Here is a 15,132-nt window from a genome sequence, read left to right on the forward strand (position 1 = left end):
AGTGTCTGCTATTACCTTTTTCATTTTATTAATATGAAAGAATTGGGTGTTTTCACATGATACGCAGTATGACGGGATTCGGCCAAGCGAGTAAAACGGATGGAGAACTGACAGTGTCAGTTGAGCTAAAATCGGTCAATCACCGTTTTAAAGAGGTTCATGCCCGTTTGCCGAGGCCGCTTTTATATTTCGAAGATACATTAAAAAAAATCATTCTTCGTCACGTGCAGCGCGGTCGAATTGAGCTGTTTGTTACGATTGAAGGCGGTAAACTTGCAAGCCGGTCTTTACAGATTGACTGGCCGCTGCTTGATGAATATATGAAAGCCGCAAAAGACCTTGAGGACCGCTATCATATCTCAGGTATTCAGCATGCACATGACTTACTGAAGCTGGAACAGGCTGTTCAGGTGGAAGAGTCAGTCAGCCGAAATGAGCAGCTGGAGCATTTGCTGATAGACACTTGTGAAGAAGCTGTCAAGGAGCTTTGCTTTATGAGAGAGCAGGAGGGAACATCACTTCAAAAAGACTGTGAACTCAGGCTGTCTGAACTCGAGGCATTTACAGAAGAAATCAAAGTGTTTGCACCAGAGGTTGTGAGTCAGTACAAAGAACGATTGAATCAAAGATTACAAGAATGGATCGGAGAGGCGCTTGAAGAGAGCAGGCTGACCACAGAGGCGGCCATCTTTGCTGATCGCTGTGACATTACAGAAGAGATTACCAGGCTGAAAAGTCATTTTCAGCAGTTCCAGCAAATTTTGACGCAAGGCGGCGCTGCCGGACGAAAGCTTGACTTTCTTGTACAGGAGCTCAACCGTGAAGTGAACACGATTGGATCAAAAGCAAACCATCACCATTTAACAAAGCTGGTGGTTGAAATGAAAAGCGCTATTGAAAAAATAAAAGAACAAGTGCAAAATATAGAATAGTCATTGTGTATGCTGTTTACAGTGCGTCTCTTTCGGCGAGACTAGAGACGTTTATATTACAGGGGGACGAAAGAAGATGACCATAAAGTTGATCAATATCGGATTTGGAAACATCATTTCAGCGAATCGGATGATTTCGATCGTCAGTCCGGAATCAGCACCGATTAAACGAATGATACAAGACGCAAGAGATCGAGGCATGCTCATTGATGCGACATACGGAAGAAGAACCCGTGCTGTTGTCATTATGGACAGTGACCATGTCATCTTATCTGCCGTTCAGCCTGAGACTGTCGCGCAAAGACTTTCTGTAAAAGAAGAAATCATAGATGAAGGGCAGGGGTAATACGCCATTATGAAAGAAAGAGGACTTTTAATCGTTCTCTCTGGACCTTCGGGAGTTGGAAAAGGAACGGTCAGACAAGCCATTTTCTCCCAGGAAGATACGAAATTTGAATACTCTATTTCTGTGACAACCCGCAAACCGCGTGAAGGTGAAAGAAATGGTGTTGATTATTTCTTTAAAACCAGGGAAGAATTTGAACATATGATTGAAAACAAAAAGCTGTTAGAATGGGCAGAATATGTCGGGAATTACTACGGCACGCCTGTTGACTATGTAGAACAAACATTGAGCGAAGGAAAAGATGTTTTCCTTGAAATCGAAGTGCAAGGTGCACTTCAAGTAAGAGAAGCATTCCCGGAAGGTCTCTTTATTTTCCTTGCACCGCCAAGTCTTTCAGAACTTCAAAACCGCATCATTACACGCGGGACAGAATCTGAGGATCTCATTCGTAACCGAATGGCTGCTGCAAAAGAAGAAATTGAAATGATGGATGCTTATGACTATGTCGTTGAAAACGACGATGTCGAGCTTGCATGTGAAAGAATTAAAGCGATCGTCCTTGCAGAGCACCTGCGAAGAGACAGAGTCGCACCAAGATATAAAAAAATGCTGGGGGTAGAATAAACCATGTTAGATCCTTCAATTGACTCATTGATGAACAAACTTGACTCAAAATATACACTTGTCACAGTGTCTGCACGCCGTGCACGTGAAATGCAAATCCATCAAGATCAACAAATCGAAAACACAAAATCCTACAAATTTGTAGGGAAAGCTCTTGAAGAAATCGATGCTGGTCTTTTGACATTTGAAAAAGAAGAGCAAGAATAACATCGCTTCTGCTATGCAGATACGATACGTTCAAAAAAGTCAAAACTATGATTGGTTTTGACTTTTTTGAATTGTAGACGAATTTGTGAAAAAGGCCGTTAAGGGGGACAAACAAATGTTACAGTCAAAAAATATTTTACTCGGCGTCAGCGGAGGAATCGCCGTATATAAAGCAGCTGCACTCACTAGTAAACTCGTACAGGCAGGCGCAAACGTAAGAGTGATTATGACAGAATCTGCCCGTGAGTTTGTGTCTCCGCTCACCTTTCAAGCCCTATCTCGGCATGAGGTGTATGTGGATACATTTAAAGAAAATAATCCAAAAGTCATAGCGCATATTGATGTAGCTGACTGGGCCGATCTCATTCTTGTTGCCCCTGCAACAGCACATACCATTGGTAAAATGGCCGCAGGACTTGCTGATGATATGCTCACAACGACCTTGCTTGCTTCAACAGCTCCTGTATGGGTTGCACCGGCTATGAATGTGCACATGTATGACCATCCAGCTGTCAAGCGAAACATCCGCACTTTATATGAAGACGGCTACCGGTTTATAGAGCCAAGTGAAGGCTATTTAGCATGCGGCTACATTGGAAAAGGACGCTTAGAGGAGCCTGAAAAAATTGTTGAACACATCCGTGCGTTTTTTGATGAGCCAACCAGCTTGCCGCTTTCAGGTAAAAAAGTCGTGGTCACAGCTGGTCCTACACGAGAAGTGATCGACCCTGTTCGTTTCCTTTCAAATCGATCTTCTGGGAAAATGGGCTATGCCATTGCAGAAGCTGCCGAGCAAATGGGGGCTGATGTCACGCTCATTTCAGGACCTGTTTCGTTAACTGAACCTAAGCATGTGAATGTGGTGCAAGTGGAATCGGCTGAGGAGATGTATCAAGCAGCATTAGAGGTGTACGAGAAAGCAGATATAGTGATTAAATCAGCAGCCGTTGCCGATTATACGCCTGTCACGACGTATTCTCATAAAATGAAAAAACAAGACGGTGAACTAGCGGTTGAATTTAAGCGGACGAAAGATATTTTAAAAGAGCTTGGGAAAAGAAAAGAACATCAGGTGCTAGTCGGCTTTGCAGCTGAGACGCAGGATGTAGAATACTATGCGAAAAAGAAAATCGAATCCAAGCATTTAGATATGATTGTCGCGAACAATGTTGCAGCAGAGGGCGCGGGCTTTGGCACAGATACGAATGTCGCAGCATTGATCAAAGCAGACGGAACAAAAAAAGAGCTGCCAATGATGAGCAAAAAAGATCTTGCCTTTGAAATCTTACAGGAGGCAAAGCAGCTGCTGCCAAAAGAGCGTGATCGAGCATGATTGCTGAAGTGATCGTCGATGTCACAACGAAAGCCATTGACAGGCCATTTGACTATCGTGTGCCAGACCGCTTTAAAGGCCTTGTCAAGGCTGGTATGAGGGTAGTGGTTCCTTTTGGCCCAAGGAAAATTCAAGGGTTTGTGACAAAAATCAAAGAAGAAACAGACGTACAGTCAGGAAATATCAAGGACATTGTCGATTTATTTGATTTATCTCCTGTTCTGACAGATGAGCTATTGGAGCTTTCCCACTGGCTGACGGAAAAAACATTGTCCTATCATATTACGGCGCTTCAATCGATGCTTCCAGCAGCGATGAAAGCCAAATATGAAAAAGAAATTCAGGTGTTATCAGCTGAGGAACTTCCGCAGTCATTGAAAGAGCTTTTCGGTCAGCAAGAGAGCATCCTTTACGCTGACATTCCGCCTGAACAGCTGAAGCCTATTCAAAAGCATGTCCAAAAAGGCCATCTAGAAGTCAGATATCACGTCTCACAAAAATCCGGAAAGAAAAAGGTGCGGACGCTTCAGGTAGCAGTTACGAAAGAAAAACTTGAAGAAAAACAGAAGCAGTTAAAGAAAAATGCGGTGAAACAGAAGGCGCTGCTTACCTTTTTATTTCAAGCGAATGAAACGACGTTTTTAGCAAAAGATTTGCAGCAGCAAACAGGCGCTAGTTCTCAAACGATAAAAGCCTTGATTCAAGAAGGCCTGTTAACAGAAAGCTATGAAGAGATTTATCGAGATCCTTATCGGGATAGGGAGTTTACACCATCTACTCCTCTTGATCTCACAACAGAGCAAGCAGAAGCGGCAAAACCCATTCATCAAGCAGTGAGCGATGAAAAACATGAAACGTTTTTACTGCACGGGGTCACAGGAAGCGGTAAAACCGAAATTTATTTACAGACGATTGATCATGTCCTCCAAAAGGGAAAAGAAGCGATCGTCCTAGTTCCTGAAATTTCATTAACGCCTCAAATGGTCCAGCGTTTTAAAGAGCGCTTCGGCTCCAATGTGGCTGTCCTTCATAGCGGCTTATCGACTGGGGAAAAATACGATGAATGGCGGAAAATCCACCGCAAGGAAGTCAAACTTGTCGTTGGCGCAAGATCGGCTGTTTTTGCCCCGTTTGAGAATCTAGGAATGATCATTATAGATGAAGAACACGAATCGTCATATAAACAAGAAGAAATGCCTCGGTATCATGCGAAAGATGTGGCCATTGAACGAGCAGGGCGGCACCAATGTCCGGTTGTATTAGGCAGTGCAACGCCTTCACTTGAGTCATATGCGCGTGCGAAAAAGGGTGTGTATACACTGCTGACGCTCAAACGGCGCGTCAATCAGCAGCAGCTGCCGCACGTTTCTTTAATTGATATGAGAGAAGAATTAAGAAACGGCAACCGCTCCATGTTCTCAGAAGAATTAATGCTCAGGTTAAAAGAAGTACTTGAAAGGAAAGAGCAGGCAGTTTTATTTCTCAATAAAAGAGGTTATTCATCCTTTGTGATGTGCCGGGATTGCGGATATGTGGAACAATGTCCTCATTGTGAGATCTCTCTCACTTATCACCGCTTTCAAAAACGGCTGAAGTGCCATTACTGCGGTCACGAAGCTCCTGTACCTGCAGAATGTCCAGAATGTCACAGTGAGCATATTCGCTATTTTGGTACAGGCACGCAGCGTGTGGAAGAAGAGCTGACGAAGGTATTGCCAGAAGCAAGGGTCATCCGAATGGATGTAGATACAACCTCTCGGAAAGGTGCGCACGAAAAGCTTCTCACGTCCTTTGGTAATAAAGAAGCAGACATTCTGCTTGGGACGCAAATGATTGCAAAAGGATTAGACTTCCCAGATGTTACACTTGTCGGTGTCCTTAGTGCGGATACGTCTCTTCACATCCCTGATTTTCGTTCAAGTGAAAAAACGTTTCAGCTTCTTACACAAGTAAGCGGACGTGCGGGACGTCATGAAAAAGCGGGATCAGTCATTATTCAATCATATACACCTTCGCATTATAGTATTGAATTAACCAAACAGCATGATTATGAAGCCTTTTATGAGCAGGAGATGTTGCACCGTCGTCATCAGTCCTATCCGCCATTTTATTTTTTGGCGATGGTGACTGTATCACATGAAGAAGTGACAAAGGCAGCGCATGTCACAGACAAAATTGTTCAGTTCCTGAAAATGAATTGTTCACCGAATACAAGAATTCTCGGTCCTGCTGCTTCTCCGATCGCTAAGATCAAAGATAGATATCGATATCAATGCGTGATAAAATACAAAAGGGAAAATGAACTGGCAAGTTTATTACGAAAAATACAAGATCATTATCAAAAAGAAATGGAACAAAAACAGTTGATGATATCAATCGATATGAATCCATATATGATGATGTAAAACGGAGGTCTTTTCGTGGCAATCAAACCGATAGTCTTACATCCTGCAGACGTGCTTGAACAACAAACAGAGCTTGTTGATACATTCGATAAAAAACTGAAAAAACTGCTGGATGATATGTATGATACAATGCTTGAACTAGATGGAGTCGGCCTAGCCGCACCACAAATCGGCATCTCAAAAAGAATCGCCGTGGTCGATATCGGAGAAGATTCTGGGAGGATTGACTTAGTAAATCCTGAGATTCTTGATGTGGAAGGGAGCCAGACAGACATTGAAGGCTGCCTGAGCTTTCCATCTTTGTACGGAACGGTTGAAAGACCAAATTATGTGAAGGTGAAAGCCTTTGATAAGAAAGGCAAACCATTTACAATAGAAGCAGAAGGATTTTTAGCAAGAGCTTTATTGCATGAAATTGATCACTTAGACGGCGTATTATTCACGTCGAAGATCATTCAAACCTATACAGAAAAAGAACTTGCGGAAATGGAAGGGTGAAGAAAATGGCACGTATCGTATTTATGGGAACCCCTGATTTCTCAGTACCTGTGCTGCAAACACTTATAACAGAAGGATACGAAGTTGTCGGGGTCGTCACACAGCCAGATCGCCCGAAAGGCAGAAAACGAGTGCTCACGCCGCCTCCTGTAAAAGTAGAAGCCTTAAAACACGGCATTCCAGTTTTACAGCCTGAAAAGGTACGTCTTGATGAAGAAATTGATAAAGTGCTTGCGTTAAAGCCAGATTTGATCGTAACAGCAGCGTTCGGACAAATTTTGCCAAAAAGATTACTTGATGAACCTGAATTTGGCTGTATCAACGTTCATGCCTCACTGCTGCCAGAACTAAGAGGCGGTGCACCGATCCATTATGCGATCCTGCAAGGCAAAAAGAAAACAGGCGTGACGATCATGTATATGGTAGAAAAGCTTGATGCAGGTGACATGATTAGCAAAGTAGAAGTAGAAATTGATGAATTAGACAACGTCGGAACACTGCACGATAAATTAAGTGTGGCTGGTGCGGCCTTATTAAAAGACACAGTTCCAAATGTGTTAAGCAGGTCTATCTCGCCAATTCCGCAAAATGAAGAGGCAGCAACGTATGCACCAAATATTAAGCGGGAGCAGGAAAGGTTAGACTGGACCAAGCCAGGAGAAGAGCTTTACAACCAAGTTCGCGGCTTAAATCCATGGCCAGTTGCCTATACTGAATGGAACGGTGCTAACTTAAAAGTATGGGAAGCGAAAAAAGTTCCGCTTCAAGCACCAGAAGAACCTGGGAAAGTGATTGAGCTTCAAAAAGAAGGACCAGTCGTTGGAACAGGAAATCAGCTAGGCCTTTTATTAACGAGTGTACAGCCCGCTGGAAAGAAAAAAATGAGCGGTGAAGACTTCTTAAGAGGCGCAAATATCGAAATTGGACAGAAATTAGGGCTAATCAATGAAGAAAAGTAATGTGAGAGAAGTAGCACTAGACGCTTTGATCAAACTCGAACAAAATCAAGCCTACAGTAACTTGCTTTTGCAGTCAGTGATGAAAGAGAAAGAACTCTCCGATCAAGACAAACCGCTATTAACAGAACTTGTATACGGTACACTGCAAAACAAGCTGGCACTTGATTATATGCTCACACCCTTTGTGAAAAAACCGCAAAAAGTGGCTCCTTGGGTGATGCAACTTTTGCGGATGTCTCTTTATCAGATGGTTTATCTTGAAAAAATTCCAGATCGTGCAGCCATCCACGAAGCAGTGGAACTAACGAAAAAGCGCGGACATAAAGGTATTTCTTCACTAGTCAACGGCGTTCTTCGTTCTGTGCAAAGAGAAGGCGTGCCATCATTTGATGCGATCAAAGATCCGGTCAAGCGGCTATCGGTTGAGACAAGCCATCCATTGTGGCTCGTACAAGAATGGGTGGAGGCGTACGGTTTTGAAGCAGCAGAAAGCATGTGCCGTATTCATTTAGTCCCACCAAAGCAGACATTGCGTGTCAATCAAATGAAAAAAACCCGCACTGCACTGCAGCAAGAACTCATGGATGCAGGAATTGAGACAGAGCTCGGCGATCTCTCTGAGGATGCACTCAAACTCATGAAAGGATCTATCGTATCCACTCCTTTCTTTCAAGAGGGCTTTGTCACGATCCAAGATGAAAGCTCCATGCTTGTCGCAAGAGCGCTGGACCCTCAGCCGGGAGAAATGGTGCTTGATGCCTGTGCCGCCCCTGGTGGTAAATCAACACATATTGCAGAGCGAATGAACGATGAGGGGAACATTGTGTCTCTTGATTTACATGAGCACAAAGTAAAACTGATCAAACAGGCGGCAAAGCGTCTGAACTTAACGCATATTGAGGCAAAAGCGCTTGATGCAAGAAAAGCATCCGACCATTATGATGATGCTTCGTTTGACCGTATTCTTATTGATGCACCATGTTCAGGTTTTGGCGTCATCAGACGAAAACCAGATATGAAATATACAAAGTCCTCGGAAGACTCAGCAAGACTTGCGACAATTCAGCAATCGATCTTGCATGAAACAGCCCAGCTGCTAAAGCCAGGCGGAACCCTTGTATACAGTACATGTACAATGGATCCAACAGAAAATCAACAAGTGATTCATGCGTTTTTACAAGAACACCAAGACTTCGAACCCGATCTATCTCTTAATGAACGGCTGCCTGAGCAGGTTGCTCCGTTTGTTCAAAACGGAAGTGTACAAATACTTCCTCATTATTTCGGAACAGATGGTTTCTTTATTTGCAGCATGAGAAAGAAGGGATAAAAAATGACAGAACAAAAACAAAAAGTAAGAAAAGAACTGAAAACAGACATGCCGTCGATCTACTCGTTTGAGCTAAATGAAATCAAAGACTGGTTAAAGGAACAAGGCGAAAAGCCTTTCCGTGCAACACAAATTTTTGAGTGGCTTTATGAAAAACGCGTCACATCCTTTGATGAAATGTCTAACCTTTCAAAGGAATTAAGAGAAAAATTAAAAGATCAATTCGCCATCACGACTTTAAAAACAGTGATCAAACAAACATCTCAAGATGGAACGATCAAGTTCTTATTTGAATTACACGATGGCTATACCATTGAAACCGTGCTAATGCGCCACGAATACGGCAACTCTGTCTGCGTCACAACACAGGTTGGCTGCCGGATTGGTTGTACATTCTGTGCATCTACACTTGGTGGTTTGAAACGTAACCTTGAGGCGGGAGAAATTGTGGCCCAAGTATTGAAAGTACAACAGGCGCTTGATGAAACAGATGAACGCGTCAGCTCAGTTGTCATCATGGGAATTGGCGAACCGTTTGATAACTTTGATGAAATGCTTGCATTCCTTAAAATCATTAACCATGATAACGGCTTAAATATTGGAGCACGTCATATTACGGTTTCGACGAGCGGGATCATTCCAAAGATTTATCAATTTGCGGATGAGCAAATGCAAATCAACTTTGCTGTCTCCCTGCACGCACCAAATACTGAAATTCGAAGCCGCCTCATGCCAATCAATAAGGCATACAAGCTGCCAAAATTAATGGAAGCTATTGAATACTACATTCAAAAAACAGGCAGACGCGTGAGCTTTGAATACGGTCTGTTTGGCGGAGTCAATGATCAAGTCCATCACGCAGAAGAACTTGCTGATTTATTAAAAGGAATCAAATGCCATGTAAACCTCATCCCGGTGAACTATGTACCAGAAAGAGATTACGTGAGAACACCAAGAGAACAAATCTTCCTATTTGAAAAAACGCTGAAAGAACGAGGCGTAAACGTAACGATTAGACGAGAGCAAGGCCATGATATTGATGCTGCTTGCGGTCAGCTAAGAGCGAAGGAGCGTCAGGAAGAGACGAGGTGACGAATGTTGATAAGGGCAGCCTTTCAAACCGATACAGGAAAAGTCCGTCAGCATAATGAAGATGATGCAGGTATTTTTGAAGCAAAAGAAGACACACTTCTAGCTGTTGTAGCAGATGGAATGGGAGGTCATCTTGCTGGTGATGTAGCCAGCAAGATGGCAGTTTCTTCTTTAAAAGAATACTGGCAGGAAACATCTTCAATTCCAAATAAACCAGCCGATCAAGAAAATTGGTTAATCTCAAAAATTAGCGACATTAATGACCAAGTATACGAACATGCGAAAAACAATGAGGAATGCCAAGGAATGGGGACGACCATCGTTTGTGCGCTCGTTCATTTGCAAACGGTCACAATTGCCCATATTGGTGACAGCCGCTGCTACTTGCTAAGAGAAGGCGCGCTGACCCAATTAACAGATGATCACTCACTAGTGAATGAGTTAGTGAAAACAGGAGAGATTTCAAAAGCGGATGCAGAATATCATCCAAGAAAAAATGTGCTGACCAAAGCGTTAGGAACAGATAAACACGTTCAAATTGATGCACGAACTTTTGAAGTGGATCCAGGAGATCAAATTTTGCTTTGCTCAGACGGATTATCGAATAAAGTAGAAGAAGAACATTTGATTCAGATTTTATCGCAAACAACCGCACCAGATGAAAAAGTAACAGAGTTAGTTCAAACAGCGAATGACAACGGCGGTGAAGATAACATTACAGCAGTACTGTTAGAAATCTCCTCCCAAACAGAGGAGGGTGACAGCAAGTGTTGATCGGAAAAAGGATCAGCGGCCGTTATCAAATTCTTCGCGCCATAGGCGGAGGCGGAATGGCCAACGTTTATTTGGCGGAGGATATGATTTTAGATCGCGAAGTGGCGATTAAAATTTTACGGTTTGACTTTGCAAGCGATGATGATTTTATTAGACGGTTCCGGAGAGAAGCGCAATCAGCAGCCAGCTTAGATCATCCGAATATTGTCAGTATCTACGATGTAGGAGAAGAAGATGACATTTATTATATTGTCATGGAATATGTCGAAGGGATGACGCTGAAAGAATACATACACGCCAATGGACCGCTTCATCCAAAAGAAGCCGTTCGCATCATGGAGCAAGTCGTTGCGGCGATGGAAGAAGCCCATGCGAAACAGCTCGTCCATAGAGACATTAAGCCTCACAATATATTAATAGACAACTTGGGGAATATCAAAGTCACTGATTTTGGCATTGCCATGGCACTTAGCTCAGCGACCATTACCCATACGAATTCTGTTCTTGGCTCCGTGCATTATTTGTCCCCAGAGCAAGCGCGCGGCGGTCTTGCAACGAAAAAGTCAGACATTTATTCACTTGGTATTGTTCTTTATGAGCTGATTTCAGGACGCATGCCATTTGAAGGAGAATCCGCTGTCAGTGTGGCACTGAAGCATTTGCAATCAGAGCCGCCATCTGTGAGAAGATGGAATCCTTCTGTTCCGCAAAGCGTGGAGAACATCATTTTAAAATCGATGGCCAAAGATCCATTCTATCGATACGAAGATGCATCTGAAATGCAAAAAGACTTAAAAACGGCTTTTGACCCTGCAAGACTAAAAGAAAAGCGCTTTGTCATTGAAGAAGATCATGAAGCAACAAAAGCCATTCCTATTATAAAAGATCATCAAGTCGATCAAGACAATGAAAAAACAGCCGTCCACCCGGTTCAAAAACCAAAGAAAAAAGAGAAACAAAAACCGAAGAAAAAACGGAAAAAATGGCCGTGGATTGTAGCGTCGATCTTATTTGTTTTGACGGCTGCGACCATTTTAGCGATCACGGTCTTCCCAGGATTACTCTTTCCAAAAGACGTAGAGGTAACCGATGTTTCTGGCATGACGGTTGAAAAAGCGGAAGATACCTTGAAGAAAGCCGGATTTACCGTCGCTTCTGAACCCATTGATATTGCCGACGAGAAGATTGAAAAAGGGCTGGTTGTCAAAACAGACCCGAAAATCGGAACGAAGGTAAAAGAAGGGACAGAAATTCAGCTTTATCAAAGTACAGGTAAAGAAAAAACCGAATTACCTGATGTAACAGGTGAAAAGGTCGAGAAAGCAAAAGAACTATTAGAGAAAAAAGGGTTTAAACAGGTTGTTGTGGAGGAAGTGAATGATAATGACACAGAATCAGGCATTGTCATGGAACAGAAACCTTCCGCGAATACAGAACTTGTCGCAGCAGATGAAGAAGTCACATTGACCGTCAGTATAGGCCCTGCCGATATTACCTTACGGGATTTAACGACGTATAGTAAACAGGCCGCATCAAATTATCTAGAGGATAATGGACTAAAGCTAGATGAAAAAGAAGCATATTCTGACGATGTGCCAAAAGGTGAGGTCATGAAGCAGGAACCAGGAGCGGGGACTGCTGTTAAACCTGGTGATACGGTTAAAATTACGTTCTCTCTTGGCCCAAAAGAGAAACCGGCTAAAACGGTGACTGAAAAGATTGCGATCCCCTATGAACCAGAAACAGAAGGACAAGAAATGAATGTTCAAATATCTATTGATGACGCAGAACATAGCATTTCTGATTTATATGAAACCTTTAAAATCACTGCGCCCACTGAGCGAACGATTAAATTTAAGATAGAACCTGGTCAAAAAGGATACTATCAGGTGACAGTGGATGATAAAGTAGTAAGCTCCAAAACGATTGAATACCCTGATGATGAATAAAGGAGGGACTTTATGCCTGAGGGCAAAATTATTAAAGCATTAAGCGGATTTTATTATGTGCTGGATGAGTCTCTAGAAAGTGGCAAAGTAATTCAGTGTAGAGCGAGAGGGATTTTTCGTAAAAACAAAATAACCCCTCTTGTTGGAGATTATGTCGTCTATCAAGCAGATAACGATAAGGAAGGCTATTTGCTGGAAGTAAAAGAGCGGACCAATGAGCTGATTCGGCCGCCTATTAGCAACGTTGATCAAGCGGTGCTCGTTTTCTCAGCAGCGGAGCCGACCTTTAGTACATCGCTTTTAGACAGATTCCTAGTGCTTGTTGAAGAGAGCCAGATTGAACCGATTATCTGCATCACAAAAATGGACTTGCTGAAAACAGAGCAAGAGCGAGAAACGATTCAAGCCTATGCAGAAGACTATCGCCAAATTGGATACGACGTTCATTTAACATCGACGATCGAAGGGGATGGAATTGAAAAGCTGACCCCGCATTTCCATCACAAGATTACTGTATTTGCAGGTCAATCAGGTGTAGGGAAGTCTTCTCTCTTAAATGCGATGAGTCCTGATTTAGCACTGAAAACAAATGATATTTCCTCCCATCTTGGCAGGGGGAAACATACAACAAGACATGTGGAACTCATTCGAACGGCTGAAGGGCTCATTGCTGATACACCAGGATTTAGCTCGCTTGAATTTACAGGTATCGAAGCGGAAGATTTAGGGCTCTATTTCTTAGAAATCAGAGAGAAGAGTGCAGAATGTAAATTCAGGGGCTGTTTGCACGTAAAAGAGCCAGGATGTGCGGTAAAAGAGGCAGTAGAACACGATCGCATCAGAGAGTATCGCTATCAGCATTATTTAGAGTTTTTAACTGAAATTAAAGACAGAAAGCCGAGGTACTAAATCATGGTTTATATTGCCCCATCCATTTTATCAGCCGATTTTGCCAATCTGGAGAAAGATATCCGTGATGTGGAACAAGGTGGAGCGGATTATATTCATATTGATGTGATGGACGGTCATTTTGTACCGAATATGACATTTGGACCAAATGTAGTGGAGGCGATCAGGCCGCATACAAAGTTGCCGCTCGATGTTCACTTAATGATTGAGCAGCCAGACCAGTATATCCCTGCATTTGCAAAAGCGGGCGCTGATATTATTTCTGTTCATGTCGAGGCGTGTCCACACTTACATCGCACGATTCAGCATATAAAAGAACAAGGTGTCAAAGCAGGGGTTGTTTTAAACCCGCACACACCCGTTTCTCAAATTGCGCATGTATTAGAGGATGTTGACCTAGTCTTATTCATGACGGTGAACCCTGGTTTTGGCGGACAGGCGTTTATTCCATCTGTTCTCTCAAAGGTAAAAGAAGTAAAGACACTTAGTGAACAAAAAGGCTTAACTGATTTACTCATTGAAATAGATGGCGGTGTCAATGTAGAGACAGCAAAGAGCTGCAAAGAAGCAGGCGCTAATCTACTTGTTGCCGGCTCAGCGGTATATGGGAAAGACGACCGCGCGGCGGCCATTCAGGCCATTCGAAAAGCATAACAAAAAGAACCAAAGTCATTGTGATCTTTGGTTCTTTTTCAATGGAGAGGAGCGTAATCATGCACATACATATCGTAGCCGGCGGTCCTTTTGCGTACATCCCGCCGCTTGATCATGAAGCATCTGAGGAGGACATTCTCTGGGTCGGCGTAGATCGGGGGACCCTTTTCTTACTAGAGCATGGCATTGTACCTGACAGAGCATTTGGTGATTTTGATAGTGTGACAGAAGAAGAGCTTCATGAACTGAAAAAGAAATTGCCTGCACTCAATTTATTTCAGGCAGAGAAAGATGAAACGGATTTAGAACTTGCGCTGAACTGGTCTTTGCGTCAGAATCCAGCACATATTCAAATTTACGGCATCACAGGCGGAAGAGCAGATCATTTTCTTGGGAATATCCATCTCCTTTACAAAGGCATTCAGCACAAACAGAGCATGACCCTTGTAGATAAACAAAATATCATTCAAATGTTTGGACCTGGTACATACGAAATCAAACAAGACTCGGATAAAAAATATGTGTCGTTTTTGCCCTTCGGTACATCGGTTGAAAAGCTGACATTAAAAGGTTTCAAATATCCTCTGAAAAATTGTCATATTGAGCCTGGTTCCACACTATGTATTAGTAACGAACTCATCCACTCAAATGGTACTTTTTCTTTTCATGAAGGCATATTAATAATGGTAAGAAGCAAAGATTGACCAACCTATCAATGTGGATGGCTGATTAAGCTCAATTGTGCTGCAAGCGGTACTTTTAGGAGGGGGACAAAATGAAATTTTATACAATCAAACTGCCTAGATTTCTTGGCGGCATTGTCCGTGCGATGCTTGGTTCATTTAAGAAAGATTAATGAGTAATCTCCTTTATTTCCACATAAAAACGCCTGCTACAGTTAAATGTAGCAGGCGTTTACTCTTGCTTATACACGCTCAACTTTACCAGATTTCAAAGCTCGAGCTGATACATATACTCTTTTAGGCTTACCGTCCACTAGAATACGAACTTTTTGAAGGTTCGCGCCCCATGTACGTTTTGTAGAGTTCATTGCGTGAGAACGGTTGTTCCCAGCTTTTGTTTTTCTGCCTGTAATAACGCATTTACGTGCCATTTGTTT

At 42.8% G+C, this 15,132-nt stretch carries 17 protein-coding genes; 16 read left to right on the plus strand and 1 reads right to left on the minus strand.

What is annotated here, in order from left to right; all coding sequences use genetic code 11:
- Positions 1 to 56 precede the first annotated feature (56 nt).
- The 16 genes from NST24_RS07750 (at position 57) to spoVM (ending at position 14,868) form a co-directional block, all read left to right on the plus strand.
- Complete coding sequence (locus NST24_RS07750; RefSeq protein WP_007499682.1) at positions 57 to 932, plus strand: YicC/YloC family endoribonuclease; 876 nt, start codon at positions 57 to 59, stop codon at positions 930 to 932.
- Positions 933 to 1,008: 76 nt separating this feature from the next.
- Positions 1,009 to 1,278, plus strand: coding sequence for an extracellular matrix/biofilm regulator RemA (gene remA / locus NST24_RS07755; protein ID WP_008344898.1), 270 nt, complete (start codon positions 1,009 to 1,011; stop codon positions 1,276 to 1,278).
- A 9-nt stretch (positions 1,279 to 1,287) separates the two neighbouring features.
- A complete protein-coding gene (gene gmk, locus NST24_RS07760; RefSeq protein ID WP_007499680.1) occupies positions 1,288 to 1,902 on the plus strand; it encodes a guanylate kinase in 615 nt (204 codons plus the stop codon).
- 3 nt (positions 1,903 to 1,905) lie between these two features.
- Positions 1,906 to 2,109, plus strand: coding sequence for a DNA-directed RNA polymerase subunit omega (gene rpoZ, locus NST24_RS07765; RefSeq protein ID WP_008344896.1), 204 nt, complete (start codon positions 1,906 to 1,908; stop codon positions 2,107 to 2,109).
- A 115-nt stretch (positions 2,110 to 2,224) separates the two neighbouring features.
- Positions 2,225 to 3,442, plus strand: a complete 1,218-nt coding sequence (coaBC, locus tag NST24_RS07770; RefSeq protein ID WP_342462508.1) for a bifunctional phosphopantothenoylcysteine decarboxylase/phosphopantothenate--cysteine ligase CoaBC — start codon at positions 2,225 to 2,227, stop codon at positions 3,440 to 3,442.
- Entirely contained in the window at positions 3,439 to 5,847 is a 2,409-nt protein-coding gene (gene priA / locus NST24_RS07775; protein WP_251210740.1) for a primosomal protein N', read from the plus strand. The genes coaBC and priA overlap by 4 nt, the downstream gene beginning before the upstream one ends.
- A 15-nt stretch (positions 5,848 to 5,862) precedes the next feature.
- Positions 5,863 to 6,345: a peptide deformylase gene (gene def, locus NST24_RS07780; protein ID WP_008344891.1), complete on the plus strand. Its 483-nt coding sequence runs from the start codon at positions 5,863 to 5,865 to the stop codon at positions 6,343 to 6,345.
- Positions 6,346 to 6,350: 5 nt separating this feature from the next.
- Positions 6,351 to 7,304 (plus strand): methionyl-tRNA formyltransferase, encoded by a 954-nt coding sequence (gene fmt / locus NST24_RS07785; RefSeq protein WP_041090553.1) that lies wholly within the window; start codon positions 6,351 to 6,353, stop codon positions 7,302 to 7,304.
- Positions 7,291 to 8,634: a 16S rRNA (cytosine(967)-C(5))-methyltransferase RsmB gene (gene rsmB, locus NST24_RS07790; RefSeq protein WP_039166732.1), complete on the plus strand. Its 1,344-nt coding sequence runs from the start codon at positions 7,291 to 7,293 to the stop codon at positions 8,632 to 8,634. Before fmt ends, rsmB begins: the two co-directional genes overlap by 14 nt.
- Positions 8,635 to 8,637: 3 nt before the next feature.
- Positions 8,638 to 9,726: a 23S rRNA (adenine(2503)-C(2))-methyltransferase RlmN gene (gene rlmN / locus NST24_RS07795; RefSeq protein ID WP_024720337.1), complete on the plus strand. Its 1,089-nt coding sequence runs from the start codon at positions 8,638 to 8,640 to the stop codon at positions 9,724 to 9,726.
- A 3-nt stretch (positions 9,727 to 9,729) separates the two neighbouring features.
- On the plus strand, positions 9,730 to 10,500 hold the full coding sequence (locus NST24_RS07800) for a Stp1/IreP family PP2C-type Ser/Thr phosphatase (RefSeq protein ID WP_034647887.1): 771 nt from the start codon (positions 9,730 to 9,732) through the stop codon (positions 10,498 to 10,500).
- Entirely contained in the window at positions 10,494 to 12,449 is a 1,956-nt protein-coding gene (pknB, locus tag NST24_RS07805) for a Stk1 family PASTA domain-containing Ser/Thr kinase (RefSeq protein ID WP_041090547.1), read from the plus strand. Before NST24_RS07800 ends, pknB begins: the two co-directional genes overlap by 7 nt.
- Before the next feature lie 12 nt (positions 12,450 to 12,461).
- A complete protein-coding gene (gene rsgA / locus NST24_RS07810) occupies positions 12,462 to 13,358 on the plus strand; it encodes a ribosome small subunit-dependent GTPase A (protein ID WP_017367225.1) in 897 nt (298 codons plus the stop codon).
- 3 nt (positions 13,359 to 13,361) lie between these two features.
- Positions 13,362 to 14,012: a ribulose-phosphate 3-epimerase gene (gene rpe, locus NST24_RS07815; protein ID WP_217967218.1), complete on the plus strand. Its 651-nt coding sequence runs from the start codon at positions 13,362 to 13,364 to the stop codon at positions 14,010 to 14,012.
- Positions 14,013 to 14,071: 59 nt separating this feature from the next.
- A complete protein-coding gene (locus NST24_RS07820) occupies positions 14,072 to 14,716 on the plus strand; it encodes a thiamine diphosphokinase (protein ID WP_047947055.1) in 645 nt (214 codons plus the stop codon).
- A 71-nt stretch (positions 14,717 to 14,787) separates the two neighbouring features.
- Positions 14,788 to 14,868, plus strand: a complete 81-nt coding sequence (gene spoVM, locus NST24_RS07825; RefSeq protein ID WP_008354550.1) for a stage V sporulation protein SpoVM — start codon at positions 14,788 to 14,790, stop codon at positions 14,866 to 14,868.
- A gap of 69 nt (positions 14,869 to 14,937) precedes the next feature.
- Here the strand turns inward: spoVM and rpmB are convergent, their stop codons facing one another.
- Positions 14,938 to 15,126: a 50S ribosomal protein L28 gene (gene rpmB / locus NST24_RS07830; RefSeq protein ID WP_003212514.1), complete on the minus strand. Its 189-nt coding sequence runs from the start codon at positions 15,124 to 15,126 to the stop codon at positions 14,938 to 14,940.
- Positions 15,127 to 15,132: the final 6 nt, after the last annotated feature.

Origin of the sequence: Bacillus sp. FSL R5-0286 (assembly GCF_038593245.1) — a bacterium.
Taxonomy (GTDB): domain Bacteria; phylum Bacillota; class Bacilli; order Bacillales; family Bacillaceae; genus Bacillus; species Bacillus altitudinis.

What these genes read in the sequence shown, in the direction of transcription:
- NST24_RS07750 (WP_007499682.1), top strand. Translation starts at nt 57, where the DNA reads ATGATACGCAGTATGACGGGATTCGGCCAAGCGAGTAAAACGGATGGA.
- remA (WP_008344898.1), top strand. Translation starts at nt 1,009, where the DNA reads ATGACCATAAAGTTGATCAATATCGGATTTGGAAACATCATTTCAGCG.
- gmk (WP_007499680.1), top strand. Translation starts at nt 1,288, where the DNA reads ATGAAAGAAAGAGGACTTTTAATCGTTCTCTCTGGACCTTCGGGAGTT.
- rpoZ (WP_008344896.1), top strand. Translation starts at nt 1,906, where the DNA reads ATGTTAGATCCTTCAATTGACTCATTGATGAACAAACTTGACTCAAAA.
- coaBC (WP_342462508.1), top strand. Translation starts at nt 2,225, where the DNA reads ATGTTACAGTCAAAAAATATTTTACTCGGCGTCAGCGGAGGAATCGCC.
- priA (WP_251210740.1), top strand. Translation starts at nt 3,439, where the DNA reads ATGATTGCTGAAGTGATCGTCGATGTCACAACGAAAGCCATTGACAGG.
- fmt (WP_041090553.1), top strand. Translation starts at nt 6,351, where the DNA reads ATGGCACGTATCGTATTTATGGGAACCCCTGATTTCTCAGTACCTGTG.
- rsmB (WP_039166732.1), top strand. Translation starts at nt 7,291, where the DNA reads ATGAAGAAAAGTAATGTGAGAGAAGTAGCACTAGACGCTTTGATCAAA.
- rlmN (WP_024720337.1), top strand. Translation starts at nt 8,638, where the DNA reads ATGACAGAACAAAAACAAAAAGTAAGAAAAGAACTGAAAACAGACATG.
- NST24_RS07800 (WP_034647887.1), top strand. Translation starts at nt 9,730, where the DNA reads ATGTTGATAAGGGCAGCCTTTCAAACCGATACAGGAAAAGTCCGTCAG.
- rsgA (WP_017367225.1), top strand. Translation starts at nt 12,462, where the DNA reads ATGCCTGAGGGCAAAATTATTAAAGCATTAAGCGGATTTTATTATGTG.
- rpe (WP_217967218.1), top strand. Translation starts at nt 13,362, where the DNA reads ATGGTTTATATTGCCCCATCCATTTTATCAGCCGATTTTGCCAATCTG.
- NST24_RS07820 (WP_047947055.1), top strand. Translation starts at nt 14,072, where the DNA reads ATGCACATACATATCGTAGCCGGCGGTCCTTTTGCGTACATCCCGCCG.
- spoVM (WP_008354550.1), top strand. Translation starts at nt 14,788, where the DNA reads ATGAAATTTTATACAATCAAACTGCCTAGATTTCTTGGCGGCATTGTC.
- rpmB (WP_003212514.1), bottom strand. Translation starts at nt 15,126, where the DNA reads ATGGCACGTAAATGCGTTATTACAGGCAGAAAAACAAAAGCTGGGAAC.